The 21024-nt window shown below is 43.4% G+C and carries 21 protein-coding genes and 1 riboswitch; of the genes, 17 read left to right on the top strand and 4 right to left on the bottom strand.

What is annotated here, in order from left to right:
* Positions 1-107: 107 nt before the first annotated feature.
* A complete protein-coding gene (locus N693_RS18745) occupies positions 108-770 on the bottom strand; it encodes a hypothetical protein (RefSeq protein ID WP_025783012.1) in 663 nt (220 codons plus the stop codon).
* Positions 771-995: 225 nt separating this feature from the next.
* On the opposite strand from N693_RS18745, the gene N693_RS0101395 reads away from it, so the two are divergent.
* Both N693_RS0101395 and N693_RS0101390 read left to right on the top strand, forming a co-directional pair.
* Complete coding sequence (locus N693_RS0101395) at positions 996-1892, top strand: 5'-3' exonuclease H3TH domain-containing protein (RefSeq protein WP_051508667.1); 897 nt, start codon at positions 996-998, stop codon at positions 1890-1892.
* Positions 1864-2679 carry an STAS domain-containing protein gene (locus tag N693_RS0101390; protein ID WP_025783010.1) on the top strand — a complete coding sequence of 272 codons (816 nt, stop codon included), beginning with the start codon at positions 1864-1866 and terminating at the stop codon, positions 2677-2679. Before N693_RS0101395 ends, N693_RS0101390 begins: the two co-directional genes overlap by 29 nt.
* Positions 2680-2699: 20 nt before the next feature.
* On the opposite strand, the gene N693_RS0101385 is transcribed toward N693_RS0101390, so the two are convergent.
* From N693_RS0101385 to N693_RS0101375, 3 genes are all read right to left on the bottom strand, one after another.
* A complete protein-coding gene (locus tag N693_RS0101385; RefSeq protein ID WP_025783009.1) occupies positions 2700-3227 on the bottom strand; it encodes a C39 family peptidase in 528 nt (175 codons plus the stop codon).
* A gap of 18 nt (positions 3228-3245) precedes the next feature.
* On the bottom strand, positions 3246-3704 hold the full coding sequence (locus N693_RS0101380) for an STAS domain-containing protein (RefSeq protein WP_025783008.1): 459 nt from the start codon (positions 3702-3704) through the stop codon (positions 3246-3248).
* Between the two features lie 108 nt (positions 3705-3812).
* Positions 3813-4133 carry a thioredoxin family protein gene (locus tag N693_RS0101375; RefSeq protein ID WP_025783007.1) on the bottom strand — a complete coding sequence of 107 codons (321 nt, stop codon included), beginning with the start codon at positions 4131-4133 and terminating at the stop codon, positions 3813-3815.
* 212 nt (positions 4134-4345) lie between these two features.
* Between N693_RS0101375 and N693_RS0101370 the strand changes: the two genes are divergently transcribed.
* From N693_RS0101370 to sufB, 15 genes are all read left to right on the top strand, one after another.
* On the top strand, positions 4346-6730 hold the full coding sequence (locus N693_RS0101370; protein WP_025783006.1) for a 3-hydroxyacyl-CoA dehydrogenase/enoyl-CoA hydratase family protein: 2385 nt from the start codon (positions 4346-4348) through the stop codon (positions 6728-6730).
* A gap of 30 nt (positions 6731-6760) precedes the next feature.
* Positions 6761-7936, top strand: coding sequence for an acetyl-CoA C-acetyltransferase (locus N693_RS0101365; protein ID WP_025783005.1), 1176 nt, complete (start codon positions 6761-6763; stop codon positions 7934-7936).
* Between the two features lie 35 nt (positions 7937-7971).
* Positions 7972-9759, top strand: coding sequence for an acyl-CoA dehydrogenase family protein (locus N693_RS0101360; RefSeq protein WP_025783004.1), 1788 nt, complete (start codon positions 7972-7974; stop codon positions 9757-9759).
* A gap of 77 nt (positions 9760-9836) precedes the next feature.
* Positions 9837-10196 carry an arsenate reductase family protein gene (locus tag N693_RS0101355; RefSeq protein ID WP_025783003.1) on the top strand — a complete coding sequence of 120 codons (360 nt, stop codon included), beginning with the start codon at positions 9837-9839 and terminating at the stop codon, positions 10194-10196.
* Positions 10197-10273: 77 nt separating this feature from the next.
* Positions 10274-10657, top strand: coding sequence for a glycine cleavage system protein GcvH (gene gcvH / locus N693_RS0101350; RefSeq protein ID WP_025783002.1), 384 nt, complete (start codon positions 10274-10276; stop codon positions 10655-10657).
* 67 nt (positions 10658-10724) lie between these two features.
* Positions 10725-11024, top strand: a complete 300-nt coding sequence (locus N693_RS0101345) for a thioredoxin family protein (protein WP_025783001.1) — start codon at positions 10725-10727, stop codon at positions 11022-11024.
* A gap of 50 nt (positions 11025-11074) precedes the next feature.
* Positions 11075-11180, top strand: a riboswitch (SAM riboswitch).
* Positions 11181-11299: 119 nt separating this feature from the next.
* On the top strand, positions 11300-12322 hold the full coding sequence (locus tag N693_RS0101340) for a methionine ABC transporter ATP-binding protein (protein WP_025783000.1): 1023 nt from the start codon (positions 11300-11302) through the stop codon (positions 12320-12322).
* Positions 12319-12987, top strand: a complete 669-nt coding sequence (locus tag N693_RS0101335; protein ID WP_025782999.1) for a methionine ABC transporter permease — start codon at positions 12319-12321, stop codon at positions 12985-12987. Before N693_RS0101340 ends, N693_RS0101335 begins: the two co-directional genes overlap by 4 nt.
* A 247-nt stretch (positions 12988-13234) precedes the next feature.
* Entirely contained in the window at positions 13235-14077 is an 843-nt protein-coding gene (locus N693_RS0101330; protein ID WP_025782998.1) for a MetQ/NlpA family ABC transporter substrate-binding protein, read from the top strand.
* 137 nt (positions 14078-14214) lie between these two features.
* Positions 14215-15414 (top strand): dicarboxylate/amino acid:cation symporter, encoded by a 1200-nt coding sequence (locus N693_RS0101325; protein ID WP_025782997.1) that lies wholly within the window; start codon positions 14215-14217, stop codon positions 15412-15414.
* Between the two features lie 335 nt (positions 15415-15749).
* The gene (sufC, locus tag N693_RS0101320) at positions 15750-16529 is read left to right on the top strand and encodes a Fe-S cluster assembly ATPase SufC (protein WP_025782996.1); all 780 of its coding nucleotides are present in this window, start codon (positions 15750-15752) and stop codon (positions 16527-16529) included.
* A gap of 18 nt (positions 16530-16547) precedes the next feature.
* Positions 16548-17855: a Fe-S cluster assembly protein SufD gene (gene sufD / locus N693_RS0101315; RefSeq protein ID WP_025782995.1), complete on the top strand. Its 1308-nt coding sequence runs from the start codon at positions 16548-16550 to the stop codon at positions 17853-17855.
* A complete protein-coding gene (locus N693_RS0101310) occupies positions 17855-19075 on the top strand; it encodes a cysteine desulfurase (RefSeq protein WP_025782994.1) in 1221 nt (406 codons plus the stop codon). The genes sufD and N693_RS0101310 overlap by 1 nt, the downstream gene beginning before the upstream one ends.
* Entirely contained in the window at positions 19075-19512 is a 438-nt protein-coding gene (gene sufU / locus N693_RS0101305) for a Fe-S cluster assembly sulfur transfer protein SufU (protein WP_025782993.1), read from the top strand. The genes N693_RS0101310 and sufU overlap by 1 nt, the downstream gene beginning before the upstream one ends.
* 22 nt (positions 19513-19534) lie before the next feature.
* Positions 19535-20932 (top strand): Fe-S cluster assembly protein SufB, encoded by a 1398-nt coding sequence (gene sufB, locus N693_RS0101300; RefSeq protein ID WP_025782992.1) that lies wholly within the window; start codon positions 19535-19537, stop codon positions 20930-20932.
* The last annotated feature ends 92 nt before the right edge of the window (positions 20933-21024 follow it).

Here is a 21024-nt window from a genome sequence, read left to right as displayed (position 1 = left end):
CCAAAATATAAACTTAAGCCTCAATCTACTTCACCCAAAACTCATTTCCCAAAACAAAAAAAGATCAGCCGCAGCTGATCTTCCCTTAATCCCCAATTCTGAACTCATTAAATACAAGTAAATGCATCGATCCGATTCAAGTCAATCCCAGTATACATCCAGCGGCGCCACTGGTTGTTCCATCGAAATCCTGCGACTGACGTTCTGCCGACGAATGTTGGGAAGAACCAGAATCCTCTAGTTCGAGATGTCCAGACGTACGTATAGCGGAACAAACATCCACGAATTCCACCTGGATCCACTCTCAAGAGTTGCTGATCAGGATACGGGGGAGTTTGAGAAGGAGGAGCTGAAGTTGGTGCACTTTGTTGACCTCCCCCTCCTCCCATGTTACCGCCAGATCCGGGAAAAGCAGGCTGACTCGGATTCCATCCACCTTGCCATGGCCAGTTAGGTTGGCTCGGGAAACTAGGCCATCCTGGTTGTTGTGGCTGATTCGGCCAACCAGGCCATCCTTGCTGTTGGTTGTGACGGGATGGGTTTTGCCACTCGTTCCAATCTTGCTGAGGTGGATCGTCCCAGCCGTTCACTGCCATTAGATGAGGATCAATATTTACTGCGGTTTGATGAGGATCTACATTTACTGCCATTTGGTGTGGATTCACATTCATTGCAGTCGCATTCCAATCATCCTGACTGCTAGGCTGTTGAATGTATCCTTCAGGAAGCTCGGGAAACCATTGTTCCTCGGTGTAATCGTTTGGATTCATACTTTTATTCCCCTTTCAGAATTTCACTCTGCTCCCCATCCTATGTCAAACGCTCAGGTTGCCTTAGACGAGTGCCTACATTAGTGACGTCAATTCCTAAATGAGCGTGCCAAACTAAAAAGACGTGGTATGATAAAGAAAAGAAATCTGTACATATGCTTAAGAACTAATAAGGAGAGTGAGCAAGTGAGTGCTGAACGTCCACACATACTGATTATTGATGGAATGGCCCTATTATTCCGTTCGTTTTTTGCAACAGCTGTTCGAAAACAGTTCCAATATAATGAAGACGGAATCCCTACAAATGGGGTTCAAGGATTTCTAAGACATACCTTAACGGCAGCTAACCTTTTCCAGCCGACCCATCTTGCAGTTTGCTGGGATATGGGTTCGGTCACTTTCCGAAACGACATTTATGATGGCTATAAAGCCAATCGCCCTGCGCCCGCGCCGGAATTACTCCCTCAGTTTGATATGGCTCGTCAAGTTTCTGAAGCCATGGGATGGAGAAATTATGGGGTGGAAGGAATGGAAGCGGATGACCTGATCGGATCTCTCGTCAAAACGTGGAAAGCGGATGCAGATTTAACGATTGTTTCCGGAGATAAGGACTTACTTCAATTACTTGCACCTTCCGTCCAAATCGCTTTAACAAAAAAAGGTCATTCCATCTATGACCTATACACAGAGTCACGTTTTATAGAAGATTACGGAATGACACCTACCCAATTCATTGACTATAAAGCATTCATTGGTGACACGAGTGATGGCTATCCAGGTGTCAAAGGAATTGGACCGAAGACAGCGCTCAAATTGATTCAAACATATGGGACAGCTGAAGAAGTCGTCAATTCGTTGGACAAGCTAACGAGTTCTGAGAAAAGCAAAATTCAAGACAACTTGGCGATGTTGCATGTATCAAAAGAACTGGCAACCATCCACTGTGAAGTAGATTTAGGGAAAACAATAGAGTCACTTGAAATTCCGAGTTATACTGACCAAACATTAGACCACCTCAGGAAACTCGGTTTGAACGCAGTCCTCAAACAACTGGCAACAGCAGAACTAGTAACTGCTACAAGGGGGAGTCTTGATGAAAGAATTATTGATCCTTTTAAGTGAAAAGGTCACTGAGAATGCTGAGCAACTTGCAGACATGATAACCAAACAACAGAATGAGCGCTATCCGATTATGAAAGGGTTAGAAGAAGAACTTTTTCTAGCTCGCGTGGAATTAGTAAAGTTATATGCGAAAGCACTGAAGTTAGATGAGTCAGAACGAATTGAACAATTGCGTCAATGGGGGCAGGAAGCAGGGACTCACTTTGCGAAGAAAGAAAGTGTTTCTTTAGACATGATGCTTCGTGAGGTTCCTCAATATCGTGCGTATATTGGTACCGTTTTAAAGCATGAAGGGCTAACTCGTAACATCAGTTCAGAGGACATGTATGAACTAACGACTGTACTCGATTCGATTGTAAACGATGTCGTTTATTATTTTAGCCTTCCTTTTGTGCATTACGAAAAGGAAATGCTGAAGATTTCACAAGCTGCGATTGCTGAATTATCCGTTCCGATTGCATCCATTAATGACACAACTGCTATTCTTCCATTAATCGGTATCATGGATTTCAATAGAGGCGCCGTCTTACAAGAAAAAGTTCTTCATGAAGCTGTTCGGCTCAATCTCGAGCATTTAATCATCGATCTTTCAGGACTTTTAACGACGGATACATTTGTTGCTCAACAGTTGTTCATCCTCTTTGAATCACTTTCTTTAGTAGGAACTGTTCCAGTAGTTAGTGGAGTAACCCCTGCTATCGCACAAACGCTAGTCGGACTTGGTATAGACTTCGGCTGCATTAAGAGCTTTGCAACGTTGAAACAAGCAATCCAATATGTGGCATAACAAAAAGGACACTGAGCGAATCAGTGTCCTTTTTGGTTGGAACTTGGAGCGATTTTAACAAAAGTTAAAACTTCATGGTTCTTTCGATAAGAGACAGAACGCACGTTGCTAGGAGAAGATGGGCTTCCATTGTCATGAATTGTGAGAATCACATCATTCGCATTTTTTTCATATCCAATAAGAGGTACCCAGTGATAATCGAATTCATACTTTCCACTCCACTTGAAAGTAAACCATTTATCAAATTTCGCTGCAACGGGACGTCCGTTCTCAAGTTCGCATAACGCTTCGGATAACGAACATTTCCGAACTTCCCAATCGGCACCTAGTAACTTATGGAGCCTATGAACGAAACGCCATGTGAATAACCCGATTCGAGTAGTTCCTAATAGCTTGTAAAGCTTATTGACAGAAACTTTGGAAATTGGGACATTCAAATAGTGTAAGATCACAGAAGCTGTTACGGGACCGCATGCAGATGGTCTTAAGTCCTTGTCTATGGAAGGTTCATATTGTGATTTGCCTTGTAGTTGTTTTAAGAACGGCACGACATAAGCCTCCCTTATTTACTCTTTTGAAAAGGAAAGGCCTTTTTCATCCATTAGCGTTTGTAGTGCTGATTTGAAGTTTGCGTATGACTCTACTTCAGAAGCCACGCCTGTATTAACCAATTCACGGACAAATGGAGGAGTGAAGCCAACCATAATTGGACGAATGCCCATCAATCGAAGTTCGGAACGCATGAGCTGCAATTCATGAGTAAGCATTTCCAAACCTTCCTCTTCAGCCAAACGGATACTTGAAAAGTCGAATACAGCAGCTTCAGTATTTCTATGTTCTCCAGCATACTCAAGAACGTTCGTTCGAATACGTTCCATTCGTTCTTTATCTATATATCCGACAATAGGGAGTAAGATTGTATTATCAATAATTGAGGTAATAATCGGAACAGATGTCTCACTGATGATTTCTTCATACTTGGCAATAGTGGCTTTCAATTGTGCAATTTCTTCTATCTGATTCATTCTACACCTCTTAGTTTTTCTATAACCTCTCCTAAGTATAACTGATTTTCAAAAAAAATATATAAAAAAACCGACTGCATAGGCAGCCGGAGGAATTGCTAGTATCGTTTAGATTGTTAGACCTTCAAGAAAGCTTGTCACTTGCTCAGGAGATTTTGCGTTGGCACTATGAAGGTGCGCTTTTTTCTCTCCATTTTCAAAAATGAGTAAGCTCGGAATCCCCATCACATCATACTTTTCTGCGATTTCAGGAAGAACATCGCGGTCCACATCATACCACTCATACTGGTCGTAATCATCTGTAATAGGTCCGATAAACATGTCCATTACTCGACAGTCTGGGCACCATCCTGCCTGGAATTTAATAACTGAGCGTGAAGGTTCGTTAATAATGTCATTGAATTGTTTTGCAGTTGTTATTGATTGCATGTGTATTCGACTCCTTTCATATCCTTAGTGTACAATGAAAAGCGCTTTCAGCCCATCAACTTGTTTCGGACGGCATGAATAGTTGTTTTTTAGATTTAAATATTGCGAAAACGCAGGAAATAGTCTACAATTAGATTCATAGAAAAGGTTTCTATTTTTTTTACCCACAAAATGAATGAGCATTCATTCAAAAGCAAAGGGAGGATTTTCACGTGGCTTATCAAATTAAGAAAGCAGCTGTAATCGGATCTGGCGTGATGGGGTCTGGAATCGCTGCACACCTCGCCAACATTGGGATTCCTGTTCTTCTTCTGGACATAGTTCCAAACAAACTGACAGAAGACGAAGAGAAAAAAGGACTTACACTGGATCATCAGGCAGTTCGTAACCGAATCGTATCTGGATCGATTCAGAAACTACTAAAACAAAAACCAGCACCACTGACTTCTAAGAAAAACCTAGCACTCATTGAAGCAGGAAACTTGGAGGACGACTTGGAAAAGTTGAAAGACGTGGACTGGATTATTGAAGTTATCGTTGAAAACTTAGAAGTTAAAAAGAGCTTATATGAAAAAATCGATGGTGTTCGCAAACCGGGAACAATCGTCACTTCAAATACATCTGGAATTAGTATCGATGCCATGGCGGAAGGGCGTTCTGAAGACTTCCAAAAACATTTCCTCGGTACTCATTTCTTTAACCCACCTCGTTACTTGAAGTTGCTAGAAGTAATTCCTGCGAAAACGACTTCCCAAGAAGTAGTTGAGTTCATAACGTCATTCGGTGAAGACCGTCTTGGTAAGGGTGTCGTAATCGCAAAAGACACACCGAACTTCATCGCCAATCGAATCGGTACTTACGGGCTTCTCGTTACACTTCGTGAAATGGAAAAACGCGGTTACACAGTTGGTGAAGTGGACTCTGTAACTGGAACTCTGATTGGCCGCCCAAAATCAGCGACATTCCGAACGTTGGATGTTGTAGGGCTGGATACATTCATGCACGTTGCGAAAAACGTCTACGACAAGACTGAAGGGGAGGAACAAGCGGTATTCGAACTCCCTGAATTCATGAAGAAAATGATCGATAACGGCTGGATCGGCGCAAAAGCGAAGCAAGGCTTCTTTGTGAAAAAAGGCAAGGATATCTTCGAGATCGATTCGTCGACGCTTGAATACGGACCAGTCAAAAAAATGAAAACGCCTTCAATTGAAATGGCGAAGCAACAAAAAGGACTCGGCAATCGTGTGAAGTCATTAGTGTACGCAGAAGATCGCACAGGTGAACTTCTCTGGAGCATCTTAGCACCAACACTTCTTTACTCAGCTGACATGCATGGCAAAATCGCAGACGACATCGTGTCAATCGATAACGCTATGAAGTGGGGCTTCGGATGGCAACAGGGGCCGTTTGAAGTGTGGGATGCCATCGGTGTCAGCAAATCAGTTGAACGGATGAAGGAACAGGGAGAAACGATTCCTGAATTGGCTCAAAAATTGCTCGATAAAGGATTCGAAACCTTCTATAAAGAGGAAGACAACGAGCTCTTCTACTTCGATGGGGAAGGATACTCACCGGTATCGGTAAATGAAAAAGTAATCGACTTGAAGCGCTATAAGAAAAAGCATGGCGTCATCAAGAAAAATTCTGGCGCAAGTTTGATCGATATGGGAGATGGGATTGCACTTCTTGAGTTCCATTCACAATCTAATGCGATTGGCCTCGACATTATGCAGATGATTAACTTTGCGGTGGATGAAGTCGAGAAGAACTACAAAGGTCTCGTTATCGGAAACCAAGGAAAGAACTTCTGTGTCGGTGCAAACCTCGGAATGATTTTGATGGAAGCGCAAGATGATAACATTTTCGAACTCGATTTCGTAGTGCGTACGTTCCAAAACGCAATGATGAAAATCAAGTATTCATCGAAACCAGTCGTTGCAGCACCTTTCCAAATGACGCTGGGAGGAGGAGCAGAAGTCTGCTTGCCAGCAGCTCATATCCAAGCTTCCATGGAAACGTATATCGGCCTCGTTGAAGCTGGAGTAGGACTGATTCCTGGTGGAGGCGGAAACGTCGGTCTTTACTTGAAACACTTAAAAGGATTGCCGAATGGCGTTCAAGTGGACTACCAAAACATCGCGAACAACGTATTTGAATCGATCGCGATGGCAAAAGTTTCGACATCCGCTGATGAAGCACGAGAAAACAATTTCCTCGATTTCGCAGATGGCATTAGCGTCAACGCGGATCATCTATTATATGATGCAAAACAGGCAGCACTATCACTTTATGACAATGGCTATCAAGCGCCGAAACATGAGAAGTTCCCGGTGGTTGGTGAAACAGGTTATGCAACATTATTACTCGGTGCGGAAGGCATGCGTTTGTCTGGGTTCATCAGCGATCACGATATGAAGATCGCAAAGAAACTCGCATACGTATTGGCTGGAGGCAAACTGCCATACGGCACACTAGTCGATGAGCAGTACTTGCTGGACCTAGAGCGAGAAGCGTTCTTGAGCCTTGTAGCAGAGCCGAAGTCACAGGCACGCATGCAACACATGCTCGTTAAAGGCAAACCATTGCGTAACTGATGAAACAGAACTTTTAGAGGAGGAAATACAATGCGTGAAGCAGTAATCGTAGCGGGTTCCCGCACACCGGTCGGAAAAGCAGGTCGAGGATCACTTGCGACAGTCCGACCAGATGATTTAGGAGCCCTTACTATAAAAGAAACATTAAAACGCGCAGGAGGATATGACGGTCCGATTGAAGACCTGATTATCGGCTGCGCAATGCCGGAAGCAGAACAAGGCATGAACATGGCGCGTAATATCGGTGCACTTGCCGGATTACCGGATACGACACCAGCGATTACCATCAACCGTTTTTGTTCATCAGGACTCCAGTCCATTGCTTATGCAGCTGAACGCATTATGCTTGGACACTCTGAAGCGATTCTAGCAGGTGGTGCGGAATCTATGAGTATGGTTCCAATGATGGGGAATACCGTTCGACCGAATGCGAAGCTCGCTGAAGAAGCGCCTCAGTATTACATGGGAATGGGGCATACTGCGGAGCAAGTTGCAGTAAAATATGGAGTTAGCCGTGAAGATCAGGATGCGTTTGCAGTTGAGTCCCATCGTCGTGCAGCAGCAGCAATCGACGATGGAAAGTTTGATGACGAAATCGTCCCAGTCGAATTCACAAAAGGCTATGTCGACAGCAACGGTAAATTTGCAGAGAAAAAAGAAACGTTTTCTATGGATGAAGGCGTACGTCGCGGTACGACTACGGAAATCCTAGCGAAATTGCGTCCTGCCTTCTCCGTTACAGGATCAGTAACGGCAGGTAACGCTTCACAAACGTCTGACGGTGCAGCATCTGTACTCGTCATGGATCGTGAAAAAGCTGTGGCAGAAGGGCTTACGCCAATCGCGAAGTTCCGTTCGTTTGCAGTAGCAGGTGTGCCACCTGAAATCATGGGTATCGGACCGATTGCTGCTATTCCTAAAGCGTTGAAGATCGCTGGACTTTCAATTGAAGATATTGACGTATGGGAATTGAACGAAGCATTCGCATCGCAATCGCTTCAAGTTATCCGTGAACTAAAACTAGATACGAGTAAAGTGAACGTCAACGGCGGCGCAATCGCTCTTGGTCACCCACTGGGTGCAACTGGAACGATTTTGACTGTGCGTATGATGAGTGAACTGAAACGTCAAGGCAAGCAATTCGGCGTCGTTACAATGTGTATCGGTGGCGGAATGGGAGCAGCTGGCGTGTTTGAATTACTTTAAAAAATCAAGAACGTAAAATAGAGGAGGAACTAGAAATGACTGAGACTACGACAAATGAGCTAATTAAAGGCGGGGCGTTTTTAACTGAAGACATTACACCGGATCGCGTATTCACGCCTGAAGATTTTTCTGACGAGCAGAAGATGATCGCGAAAACAGCAGAAGACTACGTAAAAAACGAAGTGCTTCCAGTTGTGGATAAATTAGAAAACCACGAGTTCGAGCACTCTGTAAAACTTCTTAAATCTGCTGGTGACCTCGGTCTTCTAGGCGCAGACGTTCCTGAAGAATATGAAGGATTAGGGTTGGATAAAATCTCATCTGCATTGATCTCGGAAAAACTTGCAGTTGCAGGTGGGTTCTCAATCACTCACGGTGCACACGTTGGAATCGGTACACTTCCAATCGTTTTGTTCGGTAACGAGGAGCAAAAGAAGAAGTACTTACCGAACTCTGTAGCCGGAGACAAAATCTCTGCGTATGCACTAACTGAGCCAGGTTCAGGTTCAGATGCTCTTGGAGCTAAAACGACTGCGAAGTTGAACGCAGCGGGTACTCACTACGTTTTGAATGGTGAAAAGCAGTGGATTACAAACGCTGGATTTGCTGACGTATTCGTTGTCTATGCAAAAATCGATGGCGATAAATTCTCAGCATTCATCGTAGAGCGCGAATTCCCTGGTGTTTCTGTTGGAGCGGAAGAGAAAAAGATGGGCATCAAGTCTTCATCGACACGTACACTGATCTTATCTGATGCTGAAGTTCCTGTAGAAAACTTGCTTGGAGAAGTTGGCCGTGGTCACATTATCGCTTTCAACATCTTGAACATTGGCCGTTATAAGCTTGGAGTCGGCACAGTTGGTGGTTCGAAGGGTGCGCTTGAACTTGCGATTTCGTATTCAAACGAACGAAAGCAATTCAATACGCCGATTTCATCGTTCAACTTGACGAAAGAAAAGATTGCAACGATGGCATCTCAGCTTTATGCGACTGAAAGCTTGATTTACCGTACAGTCGGTTACTTCGAGCAACGTCAAAGCCAGATGACTGCTGAACAGCAAAAAGACGGAAAAGCGATTGCAGCAGCGATTGCTGAATACGCGATTGAATGTTCTATCAACAAAGTAGTTGGGTCTGAGACACTCGACTATATCGTTGACGAAGCAGTTCAATTACATGGTGGGTATGGCTTCATGGCTGAATACGAAGTGGAACGCGCATACCGTGATTCTCGTATCAACCGCATCTTCGAAGGAACAAACGAAATAAACCGCATGATCGTACCGGGCACATTCATGAAGAAGGCACTAAAAGGTGAGTTGCCATTGTTGCAACAAGCTCAAGCTCTTCAAGAAGAGTTGCTCATGATGATGCCAGAAGAAATTGGGGACGCTCCACTTGAGCAAGAAAAAGTTCTTGTGAAAAATGCGAAGAAAATCGGTTTGCTAGCTGCAGGATTAGCTGCACAACGCTATGGTACGAAACTCGAGCAGGAACAAGAAGTTCTTGTTAACATTGCGGATATCGCTAATAACATCTTTGCAATGGAATCTGCGCTCCTTCGTACTGAAAAGGCAGTTGCGAAAAACGGGGCAGAAAAAGAGCAACAAAAAATCTTGTACACAGAAATCTTCTGTCAAGAAGCATTCGCAGCAATCGAACGTGATGCAAAAGAAACACTTTACGCAGCAGTGGATGGAGATAACCAGCGCATGATGATTTCTGCATTGCGTAAATTGACTCGCTCGAATCCATATAACGTGATTGCGAAGAAGCGTGAAGCATCTGTCAAGCTAATCGATGCTGCTAAATATGTAGTTTAATATGTAGACTCCCATCCAGACTACAATCTGTAGTCTGGATGTTTTTGTGGTAAAGTGGAACTAATGAGGTGATTAAATTGGGACTGCACTATTATGGCTATCCAAAATGTACAACTTGTAAAAAGGCTGAAAAGTGGCTGAAAGAAAATAACATTCCGTTTGAAGCATCGAATATCGCTGAACAGCCACCGAACGAACAAGCATTGAAAGAAATGCTCATTAGCTCTGGATTGCCGGTGAAGAAGTTTTTCAACACAAGTGGGATGAAATATCGTGAACTCGGGTTGAAAGACAAGCTAGCTACCATGAGTGAGGATGATCAAATCAAATTACTCGCATCTGATGGTATGCTTATCAAACGTCCTCTTGTCACCGATGGACAATCGACTACGGTTGGATTCAATGAAGAGACTTTCTCAGAAACGTGGAAGGCGTAAGTTCAATTCTTGTCTTTCAAAGGTACCTGTGGCAAAATAGAATCAGATATAACAATTATTAGTTGGAGGGGAATAGAATGAGCACACCACAAGGTTTGAAGTATTCTGAAGAGCACGAATGGGTTAAAGAAGAAGACGGTAAATACCGAATTGGTATTACACACTTTGCACAATCTGAGCTTGGTGATATCGTGTTCGTTGAATTGCCATCTGTTGGCGACGAATTGAAATCAGACGAGCCATTCGGTAGCGTTGAATCTGTAAAAACGGTTTCAGAACTATATGCACCAATCAGCGGTAAAGTCGTTGAAGTGAACGAAGATTTAGAGGACAGCCCTGAGCTTGTCAACGAATCTCCATACGAGGGTGCTTGGATGGTCGTTGTGGAAGCAACAAAACCAGCTGAACTCGATGAGCTTATGTCTCCTGAAGACTACGACAAAATGACTGTCGGAGAATAATACTAAAAGACGCCGACTATCCGGCGTCTTTTATATTTTCTATTGAAATAGAGTGTAGGTGAACATAATGAATGAGTGGACAAATAGTGACTGGAAAGAAGCCACTGAACATGAAGAACTTGTGGCTTTCTATTTATACACACCGCTATGTGGGACGTGTGCAGTGGCTAGCAAGATATTGAATGTGGTCACAGAGTTGAAGCCAAGTCTTTCAATTGGAAAAGCTAACTTAAACTATGTTGAAGAACTGGCGACAGAATACCAGATTGAAAGCGTACCGTGCTTGCTCATCAAGCGAAAAGGCGAGCAAGCTGAGAAGGTCTATGCCTTTCAATCGGTACAAAATATTCTCCAAAAGCTTAGTTGACACTGATAGATCACTATGGTATAACTAATAGCAACCAATTGAATAACTGACTCTTATAAAGAGAGGTGGAGGGGAGAACCCTGTGAAGCCCGGCAACCGTCAATTTACTTGAAATGGTGCCAAGTCACACAAAGCAGTTGCTTTGAAAGATGAGAGATCGGATGAACGCCATGAATTTTTATGCGTACGCCTTTCTGTGAATCTGCAGGAAGGCGTTTTTATTTTTAATCGTAATCATTGATGGACAGAATGAAAAGCAGTGAGGTGGGTGTCGAATGATTCAATTATCAAATGTCAACAAACGATTTGGGACCTCAAGCACTGCGATTACTGCAGTTGACGGAGTAAACCTAACGATTGAAGAAGGAAAAATATACGGCATTATCGGGTATAGTGGTGCTGGTAAAAGTACGCTGATCCGATTACTCAACGGATTGGAACAACCAACAGACGGATCCGTCGAAGTGAACGGTCGTAAGATTTCATCCATCGGTGGAAAAGAACTTCGTCAAGCCCGTCAAAAAATCAGTATGATCTTCCAACATTTCAACTTACTTTGGTCGCGTACTGTAAAAGAGAACATTACATTTCCACTAGAAATAGCAGGAGTTAAAAAGGCGGAGCGAGAGCGGAAAGCAATGGAATTAATAGAGCTCGTAGGGTTAACAGGACGTGAAAACGCGTATCCCTCCCAATTATCAGGTGGGCAGAAACAGCGTGTCGGAATTGCAAGAGCACTCGCAAACGACCCTGAAGTGCTCTTATGTGACGAAGCAACGTCCGCTCTCGATCCAGAAACGACTGATGCAATTTTAGACTTGTTAACGAGCATTAACGAACGTCTTGGATTAACAATTGTCCTCATCACGCACGAAATGCACGTCATTCGGAAAATCTGTCATGAAGTTGCAGTGATGGAAGCAGGACGCGTTGTAGAAACTGGTGACGTTCTGCGGCTGTTCCAGTCACCAAAAGAACCGATTACAAAGCGATTCGTTTCACAAGTAACAGAACCGGAAGATGCGAAGAAAGTGATGTCTCTCATGCGTCAGGATTATCCGGACGGCACACTTGTCAAACTAGCGTTTGTTGGGGAACGTACAGAGCAACCCGTGCTCGCTAGTTTAATAAGAGAGTTTCCAGTGGATGTCAGTATTCTTCAAGGAAACATCTCGCAAACTCGTGGCGGTGCATACGGGACAATGATTTTACAAATAACAGGTGAACCAGAGGCAACCGCAAATGCAATTCAATATTTACATGAACAAGGTGTCCAGACGGAGGTGTTTGAGAAATGATTGAAACGTATTTCCCGAACGTGGACTGGGCAAAAATGTGGGATGCAACAGTAGAAACGCTTTATATGACGTCGGTGTCAACCATATTCACTTTCATCATCGGGCTAGCACTTGGGATTCTTCTTTTCCTAACCGGTCCAGGCCATATATGGGCAAATAAGATTGTGAATTTGCTAACAGGATCGATTGTTAACATTTTCAGATCGATTCCTTTCATTATATTAATCATCCTTTTAATTCCGTTTACCAAGTTTCTAATCGGAACAATTAGGGGCCCAGAAGCTGCAATGCCGGCATTGATAATCGGAGCTGCTCCGTTTTACGCAAGAATGGTACTGATTGCGCTGCAGGAAATTGACAAGGGTGTTCTAGAAGCAGCACGCTCGATGGGTGCAAAAACCTCAACAATCATTTTCAAAGTATTATTGCCAGAGTCGATGCCCGCTTTAATCTCTGGGATTACAGTGACAGCAATCGCACTTGTTGGTTACACAGCAATGGCAGGAATTATTGGTGCAGGAGGACTTGGAACACTCGCTTTCCTAGACGGATTCCAACGAAGCCGAGAAGACGTCACACTCGTTTCAACAATCTTGATCCTAATCGTCGTCTTCATCTTACAATTTGCGGGAGACTTCGCCGTCAAAAAGCTCGACAAACGATAACACAGGGAAAAACAGGCATGCCTGTCTACTATATAAGTGGTTTGATGAATTAAAACTGATGCCTGGCATCTCCGTTGATAGGAGTGGAAGGCGGCGACTCCTGTGGAATGAGCGAAGAACGAAGACCCCGCAGGAAACGTAGCGACCGAGTAGGCTGAGTTCGAGCCCACGGAACGCGTCCGCCTGCAACGGAAATCAACACTGTTCGTTATCAAATCTAAAAAAAAAGAAAAGGGAAGTGGAATGGATGAAAAAGTTTTTAACAGGAATTTTACTAGCAGTACTTGTATTAGCACTTGCAGCATGTGGTTCAAAAGACGACAAAGATGGAAAAGCAAGCGGTTCTGATGAAGACCTAAAAGTCATTAAAGTTGGCGCATCCAACGTTCCACACGCAGAAATTTTGGAAGAAGCAAAGCCACTATTGAAAGAAAAAGGATATGACTTGGAGATTGAACCGTATCAGGATTATGTATTACCGAACCAAGATCTTGATTCTGGAGACCTGGACGCAAACTACTTCCAACACATCCCTTACATGGAAACACAAGTTGCGGATCATGGATATGACTTCACAAATGCAGGTAGCATTCATATCGAGCCAATCGGAGTCTATTCAAAGAAATACAAATCACTAGACGAACTTCCGGATGGCGCTACAATCCTTATCAGTAACTCGGTTGCTGACCACGGTCGTGTTCTTGCGATGCTTGAAGCAGAAGGTCTTATTAAGCTTAAAGACGGTGTGGATAAGACAAAAGCTGAAGTGAAAGATATCGTGGATAACCCGAAAAACATCAAGTTCGACGCAAACTATGAAGCGGCACTTCTTCCACAAATGTTTGACAGCGAAGAAGGCGATGCAGTACTGATCAACTCGAACTACGCAATTGATGCAGGCATCAACCCACTGGAGGATTCTATTGCACTTGAAGAATCTGATTCTCCATATGTGAACATCATTGCAGTGAATACAGGCGATGAAGACAAACCAGCTATCAAGGCACTTGTCGAAGTTCTAACTTCAAAAGAGATCCAAGACTTCATCCTTGATGAATGGAAAGGTTCTGTCGTACCGGTTACTAAATAATATAGAAGAAATCCCTCATCTTTGAGATTACAAAGATGAGGGGTTTTTTGGATAATAAATAGGACTGAAGATTAAAGCGTTTTCATGTATGATTAAAGAGAGCTTTAATAATTCAATGTACGAAAGGGGTTTGGAACGTGAAATTTAAAATAGGACTGATCTGGAGGATTGTCATCGCCATTGGACTCGCAGTAGGACTTGGATATTTGACACCTATGATTGGTGAAGGATTTGCAGAGGGCTTCACACGTCTATTCGCAACATTTAACATGTTATTTGGAGGATTCCTCAACTTTGTGGTCCCCTTGATTATTTTGGCATTTATCGCACCGGGAATAGCTAAACTTGGTAAAGGTTCTGGGAAGTTGCTTGGTCTTGCGACGTTATTTGCGTATGCTTCAACAATCATCGCAGGAATACTTGCATACTTTGCAGCAACGAACTTATTACCAGGATACATAGGTGGTTTAGGCAGTAAATCTATCGAAACTGCGAAGGCAGCAGCTACCGCTTTCTTCGAGCTAGAAATGACACCTCTTATGGGCGTTATGACGACGTTGCTTCTTGCATTCGTACTAGGAATCGGTATGGCTGCAATCGGCAGTAAAACAATGTTACACATGTTTGAAGAATTGAACACGATTATAGAAAAAGTGATCACGGTCATTATCATACCGCTCCTACCAATACATATTTTCGGGATTTTCTTAAATATGACATATACAGGTGAAGTTGCTAAAGTGCTTTCGATTTTCATCTTCGTATTCGTTATGATCATTATTCTTCACCTAGTTATGTTGACATTGCAATACACAGTTGCTGGGGCTGTTTCAAAACGGAATCCGTTCCGTCTGATGAAGATTATGGCACCAGCTTATTTCACAGCGATCGGTACACAATCTTCAGCAGCAACAATCCCTGTAACATTACGTCAAGCAAAACAAACTGGGGCGTCTGCACGAGTGACGGACTTTACCGTTCCATTGTTTGCAACAATCCACTTGTCAGGAAGTACGATTACACTCGTATCTTGTTCAATCGGGGTTATGCTGATGAACGATATGCCAATTAGTTTTGTTGCGTATCTTGGTTTCATCTTCATGTTAGGAATTACAATGATCGCTGCACCTGGAGTACCAGGCGGAGCAGTTGTTGCGGCGACAGGTCTATTGGCTTCCATGTTAGGTTTCGACGAATCCATGGTGGCACTCATGATTGCTCTATACATGGCTCAAGATAGCTTCGGTACTGCAACGAACGTTACAGGAGATGGAGCACTTGCAATTGTCGTCGACAGCTTTTCAAAAGACGGCACATCTGCCAAGCTCTCAAAATGATTAACCTTCAATAAGTAGCGTGTCTATCTTCTGTTCTATTAGAAGATGGCGCGCTTTTTATTTTTAATCATGGGTTGAAGGAAGAGTGGAGAAATCCGTTGCTGTTGGGAGCCTAATCAGAAAAATAGTTTGTGAACAGTTCGTGATAAATTCTCATTCGCAAATCGTCAATTGAAAATGGAGGGAGGGTGTGAAAGCTAGTGAAATAAGGGACTTCTTTTACAAAATATAATCATTCTTAATGATTTGCAAGTACTTCGTATATAGGATAAGATTAGAATGATGATAAATAGAAGATGAGTGAAATTCATCTTAAGCATACTGGAGGTATTGGAATGGCTACTTTGGAAATCAAAGATCTTCATGTTTCAATCGAAGACAAAGAAATACTTAAAGGTGTCAATTTAACGATCAACACAAATGAAATCCATGCAATCATGGGACCGAACGGAACAGGTAAATCCACGCTCGCGTCTGCAATCATGGGTCATCCAAAATACGAAGTTACATCAGGATCTGTACTTCTTGATGGAGAAGAAGTTCTTGAAATGGAAGTGGACGAACGTGCGAAAGCAGGTCTGTTCCTAGGAATGCAATATCCGAGTGAAATTACAGGCGTAACAAACGCTGATTTCCTTCGTTCAGGTGTTAACGCACGTCGCGAAGAAGGGAACGAAATCTCGCTTATGAAGTTCATCCGTGAACTCGATAGCAAAATGGAACTTCTTGAAATGGACGAAGATATGGCTACTCGCTACTTGAACGAAGGATTCTCAGGTGGAGAGAAAAAGCGTAACGAAATTCTTCAACTTATGATGTTAAAGCCTAAATTCGCAATTCTAGACGAAATTGACTCCGGTCTTGACATCGATGCTTTACGTATTGTTTCTACAGGTATCAACGAAATGCGCGGAGAAGACTTCGGTTGCCTCATCATTACTCACTATCAGCGTCTATTGAACTACATCACACCTGACCACGTTCACGTGATGATGCAAGGTCGCGTTGTGAAATCCGGTGGAGAAGAGCTTGCTCGCAAACTGGAAGAACAGGGCTATGACTGGATTAAAGAAGAATTAGGAATCGAAGACGAGACGGTTGAACAAGAAGCGTAAGAGGGAGGACGATTGAACATGACGGTTGAAACTAAATTGGCATTGACCGGAGAAGACGTCCGCTCTTATTCCGCAACTACGGGAGAAGCGAGCTGGTTAACCGATCTCCGCTTGGGTGCGCTGGGCAAAGTAGACTCACTTCCAATGCCAAAACCAGATAAAACGAAGATTGATAAATGGAACTTCACGGAGTTTCCTGTACATGCTGTTGAAAGCACAGTATATGAAAACCTTAGCGAACTTCCAGACGATGCGAAATCACTTGTAGACGCAGAAAACCAAAAAAATATTTATGTACAACATAACAACACACCTGCTTATTTGTCATTATCAGATGAATTGAAAGAGCAAGGCGTTATTTTGACAGATATTTTCACGGCATCTCGTGAACATAGTGAACTTGTAAAGAAATACTTCATGACGGATGGCGTTAAAGTGGACGAGCACCGCCTCACTGCATTCCACGCAGCTCTCATGAACGGTGGCGTATTTGTATACGTACCAAAAAACGTAGAAGTTAAACAACCGATTCAAGTGTTGTTTTTACATGATGATGCACAAGCATCCCTTTTCAACCACGTTATTGTAGTTGCTGAAGCGAATAGTGCTATCACTTACGTTGAGAACTATCTATCTACAGTCCCTCACGCTGAAGGACTTGCGAATATCATTTCAGAAGTATTCACAGGTGATAATGCTGTTGTTACTTATGGCGCAGTAGATGTACTAGCTGAAGGGTTTACAACTTACGTAAACCGTCGTGGTATTGCTGGCCGTGATAGCCGCATTGATTGGGCACTGGGCTTAATGAACGATAGCAACACGGTTTCAGACAACTTAACACATTTAGTTGGCAACGGCTCACGCTGTGATATGAAATCTGTTGTAGTAGGACGCGGAACACAAAAACAAAACTTCACTTCTGAAATTGTCCACTGGGGACTTGACACAGAAGGTCACATTTTAAAGCACGGTGTTATGAAAGATGCTGCTTCATCCATCTTCAACGGTATTGGTAAAATCGAAAAAGGTGCAACACGTTCAAATGCGGAGCAAGAGTCGAGAGTACTTATGCTTAGCGAAAAAGCTCGTGGAGATGCCAATCCGATTCTTTTAATCGATGAAGACGATGTAACAGCAGGACACGCCGCTTCTGTCGGACGCGTAGATCCACTTCAGTTGTTCTACTTGATGAGCCGCGGGATTTCGAAGCAGGAAGCAGAACGTCTCGTCATCCATGGTTTCCTTGAGCCGGTTGTTAGCAAATTGCCAATTGAAGGCGTCAAGAAACAGTTGACGGAGGTCATCGAAAGGAAAGTGCGCTAATGCTGAACAACGACATTCGCAAAGATTTCCCGATACTCGACCAAGAAGTAAATGGATATCCTCTCGTATACCTTGACAGTGCAGCAACTTCTCAGAAACCACGTCAAGTAATCGAGGCGGTTGCCAACTACTATCAAAATGATAATGCAAACGTTCACCGAGGAGTCCACACACTTGGTAACAGAGCGACAGAAGGTTATGAAGGCGCGCGTGAAACTGTGCGCAAGTTCTTGAATGCTTCGTCAACAGAAGAAATCGTCTTCACTCGTGGAACGACTACCGCTTTGAATCTAATTGCTCAAAGCTATGGTCGTGCAAACATTAGTGAAGGTGATGAAATTCTCATCACGTATATGGAGCATCACTCGAATATCATTCCTTGGCAGCAACTAGCGAAAGCGACTGGAGCTGTCTTGAAATACATCGATCTTGAAGAAGATGGCACGATAGCACTTGAAAAAGTGAGGGATGCGATGACAGATCGGACGAAGATTGTATCGATGATGTATGTCTCGAACGTTTTGGGAACAATGAATCCGATAAAAGAAATCACAGAAATTGCTCATGCGCACAATTCAATCATGGTGGTGGATGCAGCGCAAGCAGCGCCCCATCTAAAGCTTGATGTCCAAGACTTAGACTGTGATTTCCTCGCGTTTTCCGGACATAAGTTGTGTGGTCCTACAGGTATCGGTGCACTCTACGGAAAAAAAGCGTTATTAAATGAGATGGAGCCTATTGAATTCGGTGGTGAAATGATCGACTTCGTAGGACTTTATGATTCTTCGTGGAAAGAACTGCCTTGGAAGTTTGAAGGTGGGACACCGATCATAGCTGGTGCAATCGGAATGGCGGCGGCTATCGATTATATCGAATCTATTGGACTTGATACTATTGAGAAGCATGAGCACGAACTGGTCGCATATGCAATGGAACAAATGAAGACTGTTGAAGGTCTTGAAATTTATGGCCCACGGGATTCTAGCAAGCGTGCAGGGATTGTTACCTTCAATTTAGAAGGGGTTCATCCACACGATTTAGCAACTGTGTTAGATATGAATGGTGTAGCAGTTCGTGCAGGACACCATTGTTGCCAGCCTCTTATGAAATGGTTGGATGTATCTGCAACAGCACGTGCCAGCTTCTATCTCTACAACACGAAAGAAGATGTGGACCGTCTTGTTGAAGGCCTTCGCATGGCAAAGGAGTATTTTCAATAATGGGAAACGAAAAACTGGATCAGCTGTATCGCTCGGTCATAATGGATCATTATAAAACTCCTCGCAACAAAGGAGTCCTTGAAAGCAGTAACGTTACAATCGATATGAACAACCCTACTTGTGGAGATGTGATTCACCTAACGCTACAAGTTGAAGACGACATCGTTAAGGATGCTAAGTTTGAAGGAGAAGGATGTTCGATTTCAATGGCATCTGCTTCCATGATGACGCAACTGATCAAAGGAAAGAATACTGAGGATGCAGTCACAGCAGCTCATGCCTTTTCAGATATGATGTTGGGTAAAGATATCGATGATTCTATGGATTTTGGAGATATTGAAGCGTTGACAGGGGTTGCTAAATTCCCAGCGCGCATTAAATGTGCCACTCTGCCATGGAAAGCGATGGAAAAAGGAATCGCGAGCGATTCCGAATAATTGAACGAAGGAGGACTAACAAATGGCTAAAAAGATGCCTGAAATTGGCGATTACAAATACGGTTTCCATGACAAAGACGTATCTGTTTTCCGTTCTGAACGTGGATTGACAAAAGAAATCGTTGAAGAAATCTCACGTATGAAAGAAGAGCCGGAGTGGATGCTGAATTACCGTCTGAAGTCTCTTGAATTGTTCTACAGCAAGCCAATGCCACAATGGGGCGGAGACTTGAATTCATTAAACTTCGATGAGATCACGTATTACGTAAAACCATCTGAAGCAACAGAAACTTCATGGGATGAAGTACCAGAAGAAATCAAGCGTACGTTTGACAAACTGGGAATTCCTGAAGCAGAACAAAAATACCTTGCAGGTGTTTCCGCACAGTATGAATCCGAAGTTGTCTACCACAACATGAAAGAAGAGTTAACAAACTTAGGAATTGTCTTTAAAGATACTGACTCAGCACTTCGCGAAAACGAAGAACTGTTTAAGAAACACTTTGGTACAGTCATCCCGAACTCTGATAATAAATTCGCTGCACTAAACTCAGCGGTTTGGTCAGGTGGATCGTTCATCTATGTACCACCAGGCGTTAAAGTAGATACGCCTCTTCAAGCGTATTTCCGCATTAACTCTGAGAACATGGGGCAATTCGAGCGTACACTGATCATCGTTGATGAGGGCGCAAGCGTTCACTACGTAGAAGGCTGTACAGCTCCTGTTTATACAACGAACTCACTTCACAGTGCGGTTGTTGAAATCATCATCAAAAAAGATGCATACTGCCGTTACACAACGATTCAAAACTGGGCGAACAACGTGTACAACCTAGTAACGAAGCGCGCTGTCTGTGATGCGAACGCAACGATGGAATGGATTGATGGTAACATCGGTTCTAAGCTAACGATGAAATATCCTGCAGTCATCCTCAAAGGTGAAGGCGCTCGCGGTATGACATTGTCAATTGCAATCGCAGGTAAAGGGCAACACCAAGATGCGGGTGCAAAAATGATGCACTTGGCTCCGAACACATCTTCAACAATTGTGTCGAAGTCCATTTCACAGCACGGTGGTAAAGTAACGTACCGCGGAATCGTTCACTTCGGACGTAAAGCGGAAGGCGCTCGCTCCAACATCGAATGTGATACGCTCATCATGGATGACAAATCTACTTCAGATACGATTCCATACAACGAAATCCTAAATGATAACATTTCACTCGAACACGAAGCAAAAGTTTCTAAAGTCTCTGAAGAGCAGCTCTTCTACTTGATGAGCCGCGGTATTTCAGAACAAGAAGCGACTGAAATGATCGTTATGGGCTTCATCGAGCCATTCACAAAAGAACTTCCAATGGAATATGCCGTAGAAATGAACCGTCTCATTAAATTCGAGATGGAGGGCAGTATCGGATAAGCATTGGTACACCAGTGTTTGTGCGGTATTTCCAACAACTGAATAACTGTCCGTGCCGAATTCGTACCGAATCGATATCGGCCGGACATATA

This window comes from Sporosarcina sp. D27 (genome assembly GCF_000586555.1).
GTDB lineage: Bacteria > Bacillota > Bacilli > Bacillales_A > Planococcaceae > Sporosarcina.
Note: the sequence above shows the minus strand (reverse complement) of the source record. Positions and strands in the feature narration are given on the sequence as shown.

Coding starts and splice junctions, on each gene's coding strand:
- N693_RS18745 (WP_025783012.1), bottom strand. CDS start 770: ATGAATCCAAACGATTACACCGAGGAACAATGGTTTCCCGAGCTTCCT.
- N693_RS0101395 (WP_051508667.1), top strand. CDS start 996: ATGGCCCTATTATTCCGTTCGTTTTTTGCAACAGCTGTTCGAAAACAG.
- N693_RS0101390 (WP_025783010.1), top strand. CDS start 1,864: ATGAAAGAATTATTGATCCTTTTAAGTGAAAAGGTCACTGAGAATGCT.
- N693_RS0101380 (WP_025783008.1), bottom strand. CDS start 3,704: ATGAATCAGATAGAAGAAATTGCACAATTGAAAGCCACTATTGCCAAG.
- N693_RS0101375 (WP_025783007.1), bottom strand. CDS start 4,133: ATGCAATCAATAACAACTGCAAAACAATTCAATGACATTATTAACGAA.
- N693_RS0101365 (WP_025783005.1), top strand. CDS start 6,761: ATGCGTGAAGCAGTAATCGTAGCGGGTTCCCGCACACCGGTCGGAAAA.
- N693_RS0101360 (WP_025783004.1), top strand. CDS start 7,972: ATGACTGAGACTACGACAAATGAGCTAATTAAAGGCGGGGCGTTTTTA.
- gcvH (WP_025783002.1), top strand. CDS start 10,274: ATGAGCACACCACAAGGTTTGAAGTATTCTGAAGAGCACGAATGGGTT.
- N693_RS0101345 (WP_025783001.1), top strand. CDS start 10,725: ATGAATGAGTGGACAAATAGTGACTGGAAAGAAGCCACTGAACATGAA.
- N693_RS0101340 (WP_025783000.1), top strand. CDS start 11,300: ATGATTCAATTATCAAATGTCAACAAACGATTTGGGACCTCAAGCACT.
- N693_RS0101335 (WP_025782999.1), top strand. CDS start 12,319: ATGATTGAAACGTATTTCCCGAACGTGGACTGGGCAAAAATGTGGGAT.
- N693_RS0101330 (WP_025782998.1), top strand. CDS start 13,235: ATGAAAAAGTTTTTAACAGGAATTTTACTAGCAGTACTTGTATTAGCA.
- sufC (WP_025782996.1), top strand. CDS start 15,750: ATGGCTACTTTGGAAATCAAAGATCTTCATGTTTCAATCGAAGACAAA.
- sufD (WP_025782995.1), top strand. CDS start 16,548: ATGACGGTTGAAACTAAATTGGCATTGACCGGAGAAGACGTCCGCTCT.
- N693_RS0101310 (WP_025782994.1), top strand. CDS start 17,855: ATGCTGAACAACGACATTCGCAAAGATTTCCCGATACTCGACCAAGAA.
- sufU (WP_025782993.1), top strand. CDS start 19,075: ATGGGAAACGAAAAACTGGATCAGCTGTATCGCTCGGTCATAATGGAT.
- sufB (WP_025782992.1), top strand. CDS start 19,535: ATGGCTAAAAAGATGCCTGAAATTGGCGATTACAAATACGGTTTCCAT.